General features: G+C 56.9%; 12 protein-coding genes. 6 read left to right on the forward strand and 6 right to left on the reverse strand.

Translation table 11 applies throughout. The features are described from left to right. Window positions 1–3: 3 nt before the first annotated feature. Window positions 4–483, reverse strand: a complete 480-nt coding sequence (creA, locus tag HF675_RS20150) for a protein CreA (protein ID WP_105229700.1) — start codon at window positions 481–483, stop codon at window positions 4–6. Window positions 484–941: 458 nt separating this feature from the next. Between creA and robA the strand changes: the two genes are divergently transcribed. Further along, complete coding sequence (gene robA, locus HF675_RS20155; RefSeq protein WP_105229699.1) at window positions 942–1,811, forward strand: MDR efflux pump AcrAB transcriptional activator RobA; 870 nt, start codon at window positions 942–944, stop codon at window positions 1,809–1,811. Here robA and gpmB read toward each other — a convergent pair. Next, the gene (gpmB, locus tag HF675_RS20160) at window positions 1,808–2,455 is read right to left on the reverse strand and encodes a 2,3-diphosphoglycerate-dependent phosphoglycerate mutase GpmB (RefSeq protein WP_105229698.1); all 648 of its coding nucleotides are present in this window, start codon (window positions 2,453–2,455) and stop codon (window positions 1,808–1,810) included. The two genes, robA and gpmB, sit on opposite strands and share 4 nt — an antisense overlap. Before the next feature lie 103 nt (window positions 2,456–2,558). Here gpmB and yjjX point away from each other — a divergent pair, with 103 nt between their 5' ends. Then, a complete protein-coding gene (yjjX, locus tag HF675_RS20165) occupies window positions 2,559–3,089 on the forward strand; it encodes an inosine/xanthosine triphosphatase (RefSeq protein WP_105229697.1) in 531 nt (176 codons plus the stop codon). A 17-nt stretch (window positions 3,090–3,106) separates the two neighbouring features. Here the strand turns inward: yjjX and trpR are convergent, their stop codons facing one another. Both trpR and sltY read right to left on the reverse strand, forming a co-directional pair. Continuing rightward, a complete protein-coding gene (trpR, locus tag HF675_RS20170; RefSeq protein WP_105233207.1) occupies window positions 3,107–3,436 on the reverse strand; it encodes a trp operon repressor in 330 nt (109 codons plus the stop codon). A 54-nt stretch (window positions 3,437–3,490) separates the two neighbouring features. Next, window positions 3,491–5,410: a murein transglycosylase gene (sltY, locus tag HF675_RS20175; protein ID WP_187044775.1), complete on the reverse strand. Its 1,920-nt coding sequence runs from the start codon at window positions 5,408–5,410 to the stop codon at window positions 3,491–3,493. 476 nt (window positions 5,411–5,886) lie between these two features. Between sltY and HF675_RS20180 the strand changes: the two genes are divergently transcribed. From HF675_RS20180 to HF675_RS20190, 3 genes are read left to right on the forward strand one after another with little or no spacing between them, the layout of a single operon-like run. Further along, complete coding sequence (locus HF675_RS20180) at window positions 5,887–6,483, forward strand: YfiR family protein (protein WP_187043648.1); 597 nt, start codon at window positions 5,887–5,889, stop codon at window positions 6,481–6,483. Continuing rightward, entirely contained in the window at window positions 6,480–7,730 is a 1,251-nt protein-coding gene (locus HF675_RS20185) for a diguanylate cyclase domain-containing protein (protein WP_105229695.1), read from the forward strand. Before HF675_RS20180 ends, HF675_RS20185 begins: the two co-directional genes overlap by 4 nt. 37 nt (window positions 7,731–7,767) lie before the next feature. Then, on the forward strand, window positions 7,768–8,262 hold the full coding sequence (locus tag HF675_RS20190) for an OmpA family protein (RefSeq protein ID WP_187043649.1): 495 nt from the start codon (window positions 7,768–7,770) through the stop codon (window positions 8,260–8,262). Between the two features lie 191 nt (window positions 8,263–8,453). Here the strand turns inward: HF675_RS20190 and HF675_RS20195 are convergent, their stop codons facing one another. Then, window positions 8,454–9,992, reverse strand: coding sequence for a hypothetical protein (locus tag HF675_RS20195; RefSeq protein WP_187043650.1), 1,539 nt, complete (start codon window positions 9,990–9,992; stop codon window positions 8,454–8,456). A 558-nt stretch (window positions 9,993–10,550) separates the two neighbouring features. On the opposite strand from HF675_RS20195, the gene ettA reads away from it, so the two are divergent. Continuing rightward, on the forward strand, window positions 10,551–12,218 hold the full coding sequence (gene ettA, locus HF675_RS20200) for an energy-dependent translational throttle protein EttA (protein ID WP_105229693.1): 1,668 nt from the start codon (window positions 10,551–10,553) through the stop codon (window positions 12,216–12,218). A gap of 56 nt (window positions 12,219–12,274) precedes the next feature. Here the strand turns inward: ettA and HF675_RS20205 are convergent, their stop codons facing one another. After that, window positions 12,275–13,711, reverse strand: coding sequence for a glycosyltransferase family 39 protein (locus HF675_RS20205; RefSeq protein WP_187043651.1), 1,437 nt, complete (start codon window positions 13,709–13,711; stop codon window positions 12,275–12,277). Window positions 13,712–13,758: the final 47 nt, after the last annotated feature.

Here is a 13,758-nt window from a genome sequence, read left to right on the forward strand (position 1 = left end):
TGATTAGCGCGCGGTATTCCAGGGAATAATCGGCACGGCGCTCAGCGCATTCTTCGGTGAACCATCCACCACTTTGTCTGAATAGGTCAGGTAGACCAGCGCGTTGCGCGTGGCGTCATAAAAGCGCACCACCTGCAGTTTTTTGAACACCAGCGACGTGCGTTTCTGAAACACCACGCTGCCTTTGTTCTTGCCGTTTTTAATCTTCTCGCTCAGCTCAATCGGCCCGACCTGGGAGCAGGAAATCGCCGCGTCTGCGGTATCTTCCGCCAGCCCCAACCCGCCTTTGATACCGCCGGTTTTGGCGCGGCTGATATAACAAGTTACATTTTTAACGTCCGGATCGTCGAACGCTTCGACCACAATCTTATGGTCCGGACCAAACAGTTTAAACACGGTATCCACCGAACCAATCTGCTCAGCCTGTACGCTATTGGCCGTTGCGCCGGCCAGACAGAACAATAATATCCATAATTTTTTCATCTAGTTAACTCCAACAAATCCCGAACGATAAACCAACTATTATTATTAGTTTTATTTATGATTTGGAAGAAAAAAATAAGCCCCTTCCGTCACGCTTCGCCTTTGTAGCACAGAGCGTGAAAAAAATCTTTGAGAGTCTCGGAGGAAAAAAATTGTTATTATGCGGCGGCGTTATTCCTTTGCGCCTGCAAAGACGCCCTCAGCCTCAACGTTTCATGTAATACGCTATTCCAGAGGCCAGGCGCGCAACGCATGCCGAAATAATTCGACTTGTATCAGGCAGCGCCCCGCTCGCCGGCACAGCGCCAAACGAGTGAGAATGCGTGACCAAACGCCGTCATGATGCAGCTTGAAGTAGACCGGGATTAAACGGCAGGGAACTCGCCGTTGATCACCAGCACCCGCGTAATGAATTAACATAGTCGGGTTCCGACCCCAAAGCTCTACGAGGACGATCTATGGATCAAGCCGGTATCATTCGTGATCTGCTTAGCTGGCTGGAAAGCCATTTGGACCAACCTTTGGCGCTGGATAACGTGGCGGCCAAGGCGGGATATTCGAAATGGCATCTGCAACGGATGTTCAAAGATATTACCGGTAACGCCATCGGCGCTTATATCCGGGCAAGGAGACTGTCTAAAGCGGCGGTCGCGCTGCGTTTGACCAGCCGCCCAATACTGGATATCGCCCTGCAATACCGCTTTGACTCGCAACAGACCTTCACCCGAGCATTCAAAAAACAGTTTGCCCAGACGCCTGCGCTGTACCGCCGGGCCGAGGACTGGAACGCGTTCGGCATCTGTCCGCCGATCCGCCTGGGCGCCTTCACCCTGCCGCAGCCGGAGTTTGTCACCCTGCCGGAGCAGCAGATGATCGGCCTGACACAGAGCTACTCCTGCACGCTGGAGCAGATTTCCAACTTCCGTACCGAACTGCGCTCACAGTTCTGGCGTCACTATCTGGGCGAAGCAACCACGCTGCCGCCGGTGTTGTACGGCCTGCACCACTCCCGACCGAGCCAGGAAAAGGACGACGAGCAGGAGGTGCTGTACACCACCGCGCTGGAGCCGCACCACGTGCCCGATACCGTCAGCGAAGGGCAGCCGATCACGCTGCAAGGCGGCGAATACGCGCTGTTCCGCTATGAAGGCCCGGGCGCCGGCCTGCAGGATTTTATCCTGACGCTGTACGGCACCTGCCTGCCATTGCTGGAGCTGACGCGCCGCAGAGGCTACGACATTGAGCGTTTCCACCCGAAAGGCAGCCGCCTGCCGCCACAGCCGCCGACCGAGATCAGCTGCGAATACCTGATCCCGATTCGCCGTTAACGCTGCAGTTCATCCAACGCGGGCATGTCGAGGTGCGATACATCGCCCGCCGTTTCGACGATCCAGCCGGAGGCCAGCCATGGGCTCTGCTGGTGATCGACGCGCGACAGCGAACAGTTGCGCAGCCGTAGACGACGCTCGGCATGTGCCGGCAGCCCCAGAATGGTGCCCATCAGGCAGCCAAGCGCGATACCGTGGCTGACGATCAGCGGCTTACTGCCTTCCGGCAGCATCAGACAGCTCTCCAGCGCCGCGCGCATCCGCTCCGCCAGTTCGCTCATTGATTCGCCTTGAGGGATACGGGCGTCGGGCGTACCATCAACCATCTGTTTGCGCCACTGCTCTTCCTGCGGCGTCAGACCGTCGATAAGACGCTCTTCCAACACGCCCATATGCAGCTCGCGCAGGCGCGGCTCAGCAATCACTTCGCAGCCGCAGGCGTCAGCGATAATCTGTGCGGTGCGGCGTGTCCGGCCCAAATCACTGGTAATCACATGCGTGATGCCTTCGCGGCTGACGCGCCTAGCGACCAGCTGCGCCTGGTGTTCACCCATGGCGGTTAACGGGCTGTCGGACTGACCCTGAATGCGGCGTTCCGCATTCCATTCCGTTTCGCCGTGACGAACAAGGTATACCTGTAACATTTTTCTTTTCCGTTATACTGCGTGAAACTTGAGTTTATCTTTCAGGGCGGACGCCCGCCCATACGTTGGATAGGCTCTTAGCATAAGGATGCCAGACCCGTTTATGTACCATGTTGTTGCTGCAACTACCAACCCGGCAAAGATCAAGGCTATTCAGCTGGCCTTTGACGAGACCTACGGCGCCGGCCGGTGCCATGTCGAACCCGTCGACGTCGCCAGCGGCGTTTCTCCGCAACCCATCGGCAATGCTGAAACCCGCACCGGCGCGCGCCAACGCGTGACGGAAGCGCGTCAGGCACGGCCGGAAGCCGACTTTTGGGTCGGCGTGGAAGCGGGAATCGAAGACAATATGACCTTCGCCTGGATGACTATCGAAAATCCGCACATCCGCGGCGAATCGCGTTCCGCCAGCCTGATGCTGCCGGAAGCCGTACTGCAGGGAGTTCACGCCGGGCGTGAGCTGGGCAGTGAGATGGCGGCCATTACCGGCAACGCCGATATCAAGCGCCAGGGCGGCGCCATCGCTATCTTCACCAACGGGCGGCTGAGCCGCACCAGCGTTTACCATCAGGCGCTGATACTGGCGCTGGCGCCGTTCCTCAACCCGATTTATCAGCATCATCAGCCACGCTGAACCGTCTGCGGACGGCGCTATGGCGCGCCGTTCAGCAGCTGTTGCTCCAGCCACTGCTTCAGCGCCGGCGGCGCCGCCTTCAGGCTGTTGGAGCCGCGGGTAATGGTCGCAATCCCGGCGCCCAATTCATTCTTCAGCTCGCGCTGGCTCATCTCGCCACGCATCAGCTCCTGGATAATCCGAACGCGCGTGCCAAGGGCCGCTCGCTCGTCCGGCGTCAACAGCAGCTGCATCAGCGGCTGATGCAGATCCCGATCGAAGGAACCCTGCAGCAGCGCGACAAAACGCTGCCAGTCTTCATTGCCTTGTTCTGAAAGAGCAGGATCGTGCAGTGATAATTGCGTCATGGCGGCCACCATACTATTTAACTAGTACAGCAGCATACCATAACGCTCCACAAATCAATAACGCCGCTGCCATTCCGCATCGGTCAGCACTTTTTCCGGTTGATGCATGAAATGACGGTAAAACGCGTCATAAGCCAGCACGTTCTTCACATAACCGCGCGTTTCCGAGAACGGAATGCTCTCGATAAACGCCACCGCATCAATCCGGCCGCCGCTGTTGTTCAGCCAGGTGTTCACCCGCGACGGGCCGGCGTTGTAAGCCGCCGACGACAGAATGCGGTTGCGGTCAAACTGCTGATACACCGACTCCAGATAGCTGGTGCCGATGGTGATATTGGTCTGCGGATCGAACAGCTGGCTGGCGCTGCTGTAACCCGGAATGCCGAACTTCTGCACCGTATGCTGCGCGGTGCGCGGCATCACCTGCATCAGCCCCGCGGCCCCGACCGGCGACTGCGCCTTCGGGTTCCAGGCGCTCTCCTGACGGGAAATCGCCATCGCATAGCTCTGCGTGATGCCTTTCCCCTCGGTGGCGCGGCGATATTCATCCGGCCAGGCAATAGGGAAACGCTCCTCCAGGTGGTTCCACATTTTACCGACGATGGTTGCCTGCACGCTCAGATCGGCCCATTTCTGTTCGAACGCGTAACGCGCCAGCGCTTCCTGTTCCGGCTGGCTGCGGCTGGCCACATAGGCGTTCCACTCGCCGCGCGCCAGGTTGTCCATATTCCAGTACATCAGCTCGCGCACCCGCGCGACTTCCGGCCCGCTCACCAGCGAAGTGCGCGGCTTGGCGGCCACCGCCACCATGATAGGGTAAGTTTCATTCAGCTTCTGCGCGGCCACCATCGGATAGAAGCCACGTTCATTCATCAGTCGGCGCAGCATCTCTTCGCCTTCCTGACGGTTGCCTTCATCCATCAGCATACTGGCGCGCCAGTAGCGCCATTCGTCTTTATTGCGCGACTCTTCCGGCAGGCGCGCCAGCCAGGTTTTCAGCCCGGCGCGGTCGCCGGTGCCGAGCGCCATGCGCACCCGCCGCTCCAGCAGCGACGGCGACTGGCTGCGTAGGATCACGCTATCGCGCCACTGCGCCTGCTCGCTGGTTGCGTCATTGCCCATCAGGCGCCACGCCACCGTTTCTTCCAGCTCAAGGCGGTCGCTTTCACTCATTTTTTGCAGGCGCGCCAGCGTCGGGATCATCGCGCGCGCGTTCTCCGCATCCTGACGCGCCAGGCGGGTGAAGGCAATCTGGGTGACCGAGCGGGTAAAATCGGTCGGGCCGACGCTGCGCGCAAACCCTTCCACGCTGGTCGGATCGTTTTGCAGGCTTACCAGCGCATCGCCCATGGTCTGATAGTCCGCCGGCAGCTGCCGTGACAGGTGCGTCACCAGCCCGCCGTTGCCCTCTTTCAGCGCCAGCTTCATCCGTTCCAGCGTCGCCAGCGGCGTTTGCTCGCCGGACGACTGCCAGACGCTGAACAGTTTATCGCAGGCGTTCGGCAGCGATTTCCCCGACCGCCAAATCTCTTTCACCCCGCGCCAGGCGGCCTGTCGCTCGCCGGTCGCCCACTCGGCGTAATAGTAGTTGCAACGCGCGGCAACAGGTTTCGGCGGCTGCGGACTGAAGGCCAGCAGGCCACGCCAGTCTTCACGACGCGCCAGCTCATTAACGAAACGCGACGACAGCGATTTCGCCGGCGGCAGCGTCGGATGCTGGCGAATAAATTCGCCGACCTGCTGATAGCTGACGCTGCCGAGATCCTGCGTCAGCTGACGGTATTCCAGATAGGGGTAAAGCGGGTAGTCGCGCAGCGTCGGCATCAGCTGAGCCACCACATCCATTTGCTTATTGTCCCATGCCTGTTTGATCTGCTGATAACGCTCGCGCTGGGTATCCAGCGAATCAGCCAACGCCGCGCCCGAGAAAGCCGTCAGACACACGCCAATTGCCAGAAGCCGCCACTTGTCCACCTTGACCATACTGATTCTTTCCTCGCTGGTTGTCTTGTCTTAAGCCGCTTACCGCGGGCGAATGGCGCTGCGCCGAGCGCTGTTGTCTCATCATAGACAGCATAAAACGCTATCCATTCACCAAAAATTGCCGATGCGCCGCAACCAAAACATTCTCCTACCCTGTCCGTTCACGGCACCGGAAACCACCTGATTATTCTGAATCTCCCCGCTTCCTGCCCACCGTCACGCCCGGTGTACAGCTTTCATATCGGGAAAAAGCACCTGCGCGGCAGGCTGCGTTTTTTCTTCTTGCAAAAACAAGTAAGATAATTCTTATAAACTGTCATATAAACCGCACAACGGCGGCTGATTATAATACAATCCGCGCAAATTATAGGTTAGATAATGTCCGCAGGGCTTGACGATTGTTCGCTTTTCGCAATGATTTTTATTAATTTTTTCAGGTAAAGCTGCAGGAACAGGCGAAATGAGCCATGAAGAGATCTGAATACGCCAGCAGCTCAACCAACACCGCCAAGGGTTCCTTCCGGAGCTTATTTTTCTCTCGCCCCTTATTCCTCGGGCTGCTCCTGCTGATGCCGTTTTGCTCGCAGGCCGCAACCGAAAGCAGCGAACTGACGCAGTCGCGTACTCAGGCCGTCACCACCGTGGTGCTGGGTATTATCAGCTATACCCGCTGGTCTACGCCGCCTAACCCTGTTCGCCTGTGCGTTACCGCGCAAACGCGCTATGCCGACGGCCTGTTTAGCCCGCTGCTGCTGGAAGCCCCGCATCCGATTAAAACGCAGCGACTGCCGCTTGATAGCGGCAAACTGTCGCAGCAGTGCGACGTGATCTATCTCGGAGACATCAGCAATACACAGCGCCGGGCGCTGATCCCGCGCATCGCCGGCCATTCAATCCTCGTCATCAGCGAAAATGATACGGAATGCAGTGCGGGCAGCGCCTTCTGCCTGCAGCCCCGGGGCGAGCAGATCGGTTTTAAAGTCAATCTGGATGCGCTGGCGCGCAGCGGCGTGCGCGTACACCCCAACGTCCTGCAACTGGCGCGTAAGCTGGGGTCGTCATGATCGGGCTGTTTCGCAGAAAGCGCGCCGCTCATTCGCGGCCGACGCTGGGCCAGGTGCTGCAGCGCATGAACCTGAGCCTGGCGCTGATCGCCGTCGGCACCGCCGGCATTTTCCTGACGCTGGTCGCTCTGTTTGCGCTGCGCGCCTATGCCAACCACAACCTGCATCTGATTGCCCGCTCTATCAGCTACACGGTGGAGGCTGCGGTGGTATTCGACGATCGCAGCGCCGCGCGCGAAGTGCTGATGCTGATCGCCTCCAATGAAGAGGTCTCGGAAGCCAAAATACTGAACAAGGACGGCAAACTGCTGGCCTACTGGCACCACCCCAAAGACGGCCCGCTGCACGGGCTGGAGCAGTTGGTTGCGCGCTGGGTGATGCCGGAGGCCATCGAGCTGCCGATCAATCACGAAGGAAAACAGGTCGGTAAAGTCTGGCTGAGAGGCCACGGCGGCACCCTGCTGCGCTTTTTATTACGCGGACTGGCCGGCATTATCGCCTGCCTGGCGCTCAGCACCCTGTGCGCCCTGATTCTGTCGCGGCGTATGCTACACGGCATCGTACGCTCGCTGAATGATATCGCCAACGTCGCCCACGTGGTGCGCAGCGATCGCAGCTTCGGCCAGCGCGTACCGTCGGCGCCGATAGCCGAGCTGCACACGCTGAGCAAAGATTTTAACGGCCTGCTGGAAGAACTTGAGGCCTGGCAGGCGCATCTTAAGCAGGAAAATGATTCGCTGACCCACCGCGCCACGCACGATAGCCTGACCGGTCTGCCGAACCGCGCCTTTTTTGAAGGCCAGCTCAGCCATGCTCTGAGTCATATTTCCCCCGAAGAAAAACTGGCGGTGCTGTTTATCGACGGAGACCGTTTCAAAGAGGTCAACGACAGCCACGGCCACGCCGCGGGCGACGCGGTGCTGACCACCATCGCCGGCCGCATCCGCTCGCAGCTGCGCGACGGCGACGTGGTGGCGCGTATGGGCGGCGATGAGTTCGCCGTGCTGCTGTCGCCGGTGCGCCGGCAGTCAGACGTCACGCACATCGCCGATAAAATTATCGGCTGTATGGCGCAGCCGGTGGAATTGCCGAACCAGCAACAGGTTATCGCCTCACTCAGTATCGGCATTGCCTTCTACCCCGATCATGCGGCAACGCCTCAGGGATTGCTGCACGAAGCCGATGACGCCATGTACCAGGCGAAGCATCGTTATCACGGAGGTTGGCGGCTGGCGATTCAAAAATAGCCCCCCCAACCGATCAAGAGGAAAACAGGGAATCATTATGATCAAGCAACGCTTCACACGACCTTTTTCACTGCTGGCGATGATGTTTATCGCCGTATTGGCGCTGGCCGGCTGCCAGAGCAAGCAGGGACTCACGGCAGAGCAGATAGCGCTGCTGCAGGCGCAAGGGTTCAAGCTGACCAATAAAGGCTGGGAGTTCGGCATGTCCGATAAAGTGCTGTTCGGTAATAACGTCGGCAAACTCAGCCCGGAAAGCGCAGAAACGGTCAAAAAAATGGGGCAGGCGCTGCTGAGCGTCAACATCGTTAAATTCCGTCTTGACGGTCATACCGACAACTATGGCGAAGACAGCTACAACGATCGGCTGTCGCTGCGCCGCGCCAACACCGTCGCCGATCAGTTGGCCAGCGTCGGCATTCCGCGCTCCGATATCGAGACCCGCGGCATGGGCAAACGCGACCCGGTCGCCGATAACCGCACGTCCAAAGGCCGCGCCGAAAACCGCCGCGTGTCGATCATCGTTACGCCATAACCGCCGTAAAATGCGCCTTTACTGGCGCATTTCCCATTATACTTAGCGATCGTCATACGATAGCTGGGATCGAATACAGAGTGCGGCTATAGCCCGATAAAAGCCTGTGGTTTTCTCCACGCCTCACGCGAAACTCCTGATGGTAAAAAATAGAAAGTTTCCGCATGGCAAGATCTTATCCACATGAATAACTAATTATCTTTTCTTACCATAAGGTAATTTTGCCCAGCAGCCCCCTCTGGCCGTTGCCCAGCATACATCTCATGATTTAATCCCATAGAATCAGGAACTCCAGGAATATATAAATGATTAGTTTCCATGGTAACTCCAGAGTATGGCCCAAGGTTACCGCCCGGAAGTATTTTGGCAACTTTTGTATTTGTAGCCGAGCTTGTCAACATATAATCGTCCCGCGTAATTGACCCTGACAAATCAACCATTGAAGATTTACCCAATACATAACCCGGGACAAAATTCGCCTCACGAAAATCGCCTACAACACGGGGAGGAAAATCAGCGTGTTGTAGGCCATTAATCACCAGTCCATTATAGCAGCCCGTCGTTTTCATCTTAAGATCAACCCGGACATCCCCTGTAATGATGACATCATTACCCGACGATAAATACGACTCACTTGCTGTATCAACACCATTATAATCGATAACAATATTTCGCATTTCTATTGATGATTGATTCAATAAATAGAGGCCGTGAGTTTTACATTGATAACTCTGTACACGCAGTGTCACCCCTGTCAATTTCTGAGCCGCACCAGAACGTTGGCTGATAGACGCCCCCCATGTACCACCTTCATTTACAGCCTCCCCCACAATACTTCGTGTATGTCTCTCCGCATCCTTACTGGCGGTTTGGATGATTTGCACCCCCGTATTGGAGTTAAATGCGTATGATTTAAAAGTAATACTTCTACTGTCGGTAATCGTCATTCCGCTAGATATATTCTCCCAACTCCGACAAACAATACTTCCATTAAAACTTGCAGGTTCAACCTCAACAGTAGCGTTTGCATTCCCTTTACCATCAACATTTATATCGAAGTTATAAGATTCAGATAATTTAATACCGGCTCCATATGCAAGATCTGAGACTGTTACATTAGGCACCACCTGACCGGCATAATTTACGCTACCGGAAAACCGAAAGGTATTTGATGATTTTACCCACACGGGAAAAGCACATCGCTCAATTACCCCAGTAATAACAACATTGGATGAACTGACAACATATACCCCATAATCTATAGCTTGACACAATGCCGTTTTTTTGGTGCTAACAATCGTGCCGGTACTATTTACCGGTTGCCCAATAGGGTTCCCGCCATCAATAGACACATCAAATATTCTCACACCATCGACACGTTCGAGTATAAATATAGCTGATTGGTTATCCGCTGATGATTGTGTTTTTCTACGAGTCAATGTTGCACCGTTACAATACATAGTCACGGGTTTCGTTATTTTCCATGAACCACTCAGCCCTGAGGTAGTAAAAGCATTGTAATAAGTTTTCGTTCCATCCAAAATAATGGTTGCTCCCGCAGGAACCTGATCTAACATACGTTGAAACGCCGTATAATCGTCAGTTTTACCGTCACCAACCGCACCAAACTCCTCCGCCGTATAAAAATTAGAACGTAATTCGCTAATAACATCCGACATAACATTATGATTATTATCTTGATTTACTTTATCAGTATTCTGACTAAACATTTTTATTCTCCTGATGACTCGACATATTCAGAAGTGTAGTGTTCTCAAAGTACCAAGAGGAGGAGCGATAGACGTAATAGGCAAGGCACAACATCCGAGTATCTGTTGGGCATTAACACGATACTTGGCCAGACTGGTATGTGGTTGCCAGTCCATTGTTTACTCGGTTGGTTCTCTTCACTGCCCCTACAACACCATAAATAGGTCAATCAGTCTGTTGAACATTACGCGTCATTCAAGGAAGTCAGAGTACTTGTTTACCCCTCACTCACAACATTAACGTCCATAATAAAAACACAAAAAACATTAAATAAAATCCATTAACAATACCTCTATACGAGGGAAAAACGCCAAATCACCTGGTACCTTGCACTCTCACAGCATGTTCAACGCACCAGAACATGCAAAGGAGCCAGAGAAGATGAGATCACGTAGCGATGGCTGGGATAACGCAGCAAAACCAGCTAAACTTTGCCATCACAACTACCTGTCTCATCTGCTGTGTTATTACAGGCATGAGACATCGTAAACTTCTGTAACTTAAGAGGCTCGAGCAACGTGGCTCAATACGTCTATACCATGCACCGCGTCGGCAAAGTAGTACCGCCGAAGCGTCATATACTGAAAAACATCTCCCTCAGCTTCTTCCCTGGGGCAAAAATCGGCGTACTGGGCCTGAACGGCGCCGGTAAGTCTACCCTGCTGCGCATTATGGCCGGCATCGATAAAGACATCGAAGGCGAAGCGCGCCCGCAGCCAGGCATCAAAATCGGCTATCTGCCGCAGGAGCCGCAGCTTAATCTGCAGCACACCGTGCGCGAGTCGGTGGAAGAGGCGCTGGCGGAAGTGGTCGGCGCGCTGAAGCGCCTGGACGAAGTGTACGCGCTGTACGCGGAAGAAGACGCCGACTTCGACAAACTGGCCGCCGAACAGGGCCGGCTGGAAGAGATCATCCAGGCGCATGACGGTCACAACCTCAACGCCCAGCTGGAGCGCGCCGCCGATGCGCTGCGCCTGCCGGAGTGGGACGCCAAGATTGAGCACCTGTCCGGGGGTGAACGCCGCCGCGTGGCGCTGTGCCGTCTGCTGTTGGAAAAGCCGGACATGCTGCTGCTGGATGAACCGACCAACCACCTGGACGCCGAATCCGTCGCCTGGCTGGAGCGCTTCCTGCACGACTTCGAAGGCACCGTAGTGGCGATTACCCACGACCGTTACTTCCTCGACAACGTCGCCGGCTGGATCCTCGAGCTGGACCGTGGCGAAGGCATCCCGTGGGAAGGCAACTACTCTTCCTGGCTGGAGCAGAAAGACGCGCGTCTGGCGCAGGAAGCCTCTGCCGAAGCCGCACGCCGCAAATCGATCGAGAAAGAGCTGGAGTGGGTGCGTCAGGGCGCCAAAGGCCGTCAGTCAAAAGGCAAGGCCCGTCTGGCCCGCTTTGAAGAACTGAACAGCACCGAATACCAGAAACGCAACGAGACCAACGAACTGTTCATTCCGCCTGGCGCGCGACTGGGCGACAAAGTGGTCGAAGTCAGCAATCTGCATAAATCCTACGGCGACCGCGTGCTGATCGACGATCTGTCGTTCTCACTGCCGAAGGGTGCCATCGTCGGCATTATCGGCCCGAACGGCGCCGGTAAATCCACCCTGTTCCGCATGCTTTCCGGCGCGGAACAGCCGGACGGCGGCAGCATCACGCTGGGCGACACCGTCAAGCTGGCCTCGGTCGATCAGTTCCGCGACAGCATGGACGACAAGAAAACCGTGTGGGAAGAAGTCTCCGGCGGTCAGGACATCATGCGCATCGGCAACACCGAAATGCCAAGCCGCGCCTACGTCGGCCGCTTTAACTTCAAAGGCGTCGATCAGGGCAAACGCGTCGGCGAACTGTCCGGCGGCGAACGCGGCCGTCTGCACCTGGCCAAGCTGCTGCAGGTTGGCGGCAACGTTCTGCTGCTCGATGAACCGACCAACGACCTGGATATCGAAACCCTGCGCGCGCTGGAAAACGCCCTGCTGGAGTTCCCGGGCTGTGCGCTGGTTATCTCGCACGACCGTTGGTTCCTCGACCGCATCGCCACCCACATCATCGACTATCAGGATGAGGGTAAGGTGGAGTTCTTCGAAGGCAACTTTACCGAATACGAAGAGTACAAGAAGCGTACGCTGGGCGCCGACGCGCTGGAGCCGCACCGCATCAAGTACAAGAAGATCGCCAAATAAGCGCGCTTCTCTTTGCCAAGGCCCGCGCTCGCGGGCCTTTTTATTGGTGCTGCCGTTCAGCCGTTCGGCCGGACAAACGCCACGCACAGCGTCTGGGCCTCCTCCTGCGGATCGGCCCGGAACGACATCTCCTGCCGCCGGTCGATATGCAGCGACGGCCACTGCGCCAGCGCACCGTCAAAATCGTTCTGCGCGCACGTCTCCCCCAGCCGCCCGAACAGCGCCACGCCGTGCCGCGCCAGCTGTGCGGCATCAAGGTGAGCATTATAGATATTCGGCTGGAGATCATTGGACCAGCGGGTAATGACCTGCGGGCGAGAATCGGCATATAGCGTCATCCACTGAGATAAATAGGCGCCGCCGACATAGCGCAGTCCGGTGCCGTAGCGCTGCCGCCAGTGCTGCTCCACCGCGGCGCTGAACGCCTTGATACCCACCATCTTCTGCCCGGCGTTGCGCACATTGCCCAGCATCACCGCCGCGTAGCCCAGGTATACCGCCAGCGCGGCACACAGCAGCCCGATCGTCGCCGCCCGCAGCGAACGCGTCGGCAGCTGACGTACGCAACCGGCCAGCAGCGCCGGCGCCACGATAAAGAACGGCTGCAGCCATTCGGTCAGCCGGCCGCCGACGCGGAAGAAGAACCAGAAGGCGATAATCCCCAGCGGCAAAAGGTACACCCACAGCAGCACCCGCGTCGGCCGAGTGTCCGGACAGCCCAACTCCGCGCCGGCGCGCCGCAGGATCCACCACAGCACCAACAGCGGGTAAAACACCAGCAACAACGAACGCAGAACACCGACGTTAAGCTGCATACGGGTCTGTGAGCCCACCCATCGGAACGCGGCAAAATCATGGTGCCAGAGCCAGAGCACATTCGGCAGCACCAGCGCCAGCCAGATCGCCACCGCCAGATAAAACTGCGGCTGGCGATAGCAGCGGCGAATCTGCGGCACCATCAGCGTCGACAACACAATGAAATAAACAAAGGCGAAGGTGGAGTATTTCGCCATCATCGCCAGACCGGCTGCGACGCCAAAGGCCGGCCACCAGTTGGCGGAGCGGCTAATCGCCAGGTGGAAAAACAGCAGCATCCACGGCCACAGCATCACCAGCAGATAGTTGTCGTTATAGGGGATAATGTCGAAATTGATAATGCCGGACAGGTTGAGCGTCAGCATCGCCAGCCAGGCCAGACGCCTGCTGCCGCTCAGCCGCCGCGCCAGCAGCCACACGCCCAGCATACCGATAGCGATCGCCGCAAAGTGCCCGGCGTACCAGTAAACGTTCAACGGTATGCCCGGCAGCCAGATCGCCGGACACATGGCCGCGCCCACCAGCCAGGGATTTTTCGGCGAGCCCCATTCGGCATTCAGGCCCCAGTTCAGCGCCTCGACGGCGTCGTAGGGCAGTGTAGGATCGAGCTGAACGCTGAGCAGCGTCCACGCCGCCGCATAGCCCAGTAACCACAGAATAAGTAAACGATACGTCATGGTTTTTACTGTCTTTATCGTGACAAAAACCTAACGTAATCAGCACA

This window comes from Serratia sp. JUb9 (assembly GCF_014298095.1).
Classification (GTDB): Bacteria; Pseudomonadota; Gammaproteobacteria; order Enterobacterales; family Enterobacteriaceae; genus Serratia_B; species Serratia_B rhizosphaerae.

What these genes read in the sequence shown, in the direction of transcription:
- trpR (WP_105233207.1), bottom strand. Translation starts at nt 3,436, where the DNA reads ATGACGCAATTATCACTGCACGATCCTGCTCTTTCAGAACAAGGCAAT.
- robA (WP_105229699.1), top strand. Translation starts at nt 942, where the DNA reads ATGGATCAAGCCGGTATCATTCGTGATCTGCTTAGCTGGCTGGAAAGC.
- yjjX (WP_105229697.1), top strand. Translation starts at nt 2,559, where the DNA reads ATGTACCATGTTGTTGCTGCAACTACCAACCCGGCAAAGATCAAGGCT.
- HF675_RS20205 (WP_187043651.1), bottom strand. Translation starts at nt 13,711, where the DNA reads ATGACGTATCGTTTACTTATTCTGTGGTTACTGGGCTATGCGGCGGCG.
- HF675_RS20185 (WP_105229695.1), top strand. Translation starts at nt 6,480, where the DNA reads ATGATCGGGCTGTTTCGCAGAAAGCGCGCCGCTCATTCGCGGCCGACG.
- HF675_RS20195 (WP_187043650.1), bottom strand. Translation starts at nt 9,992, where the DNA reads ATGTTTAGTCAGAATACTGATAAAGTAAATCAAGATAATAATCATAAT.
- HF675_RS20190 (WP_187043649.1), top strand. Translation starts at nt 7,768, where the DNA reads ATGATCAAGCAACGCTTCACACGACCTTTTTCACTGCTGGCGATGATG.
- gpmB (WP_105229698.1), bottom strand. Translation starts at nt 2,455, where the DNA reads ATGTTACAGGTATACCTTGTTCGTCACGGCGAAACGGAATGGAATGCG.
- HF675_RS20180 (WP_187043648.1), top strand. Translation starts at nt 5,887, where the DNA reads ATGAAGAGATCTGAATACGCCAGCAGCTCAACCAACACCGCCAAGGGT.
- creA (WP_105229700.1), bottom strand. Translation starts at nt 483, where the DNA reads ATGAAAAAATTATGGATATTATTGTTCTGTCTGGCCGGCGCAACGGCC.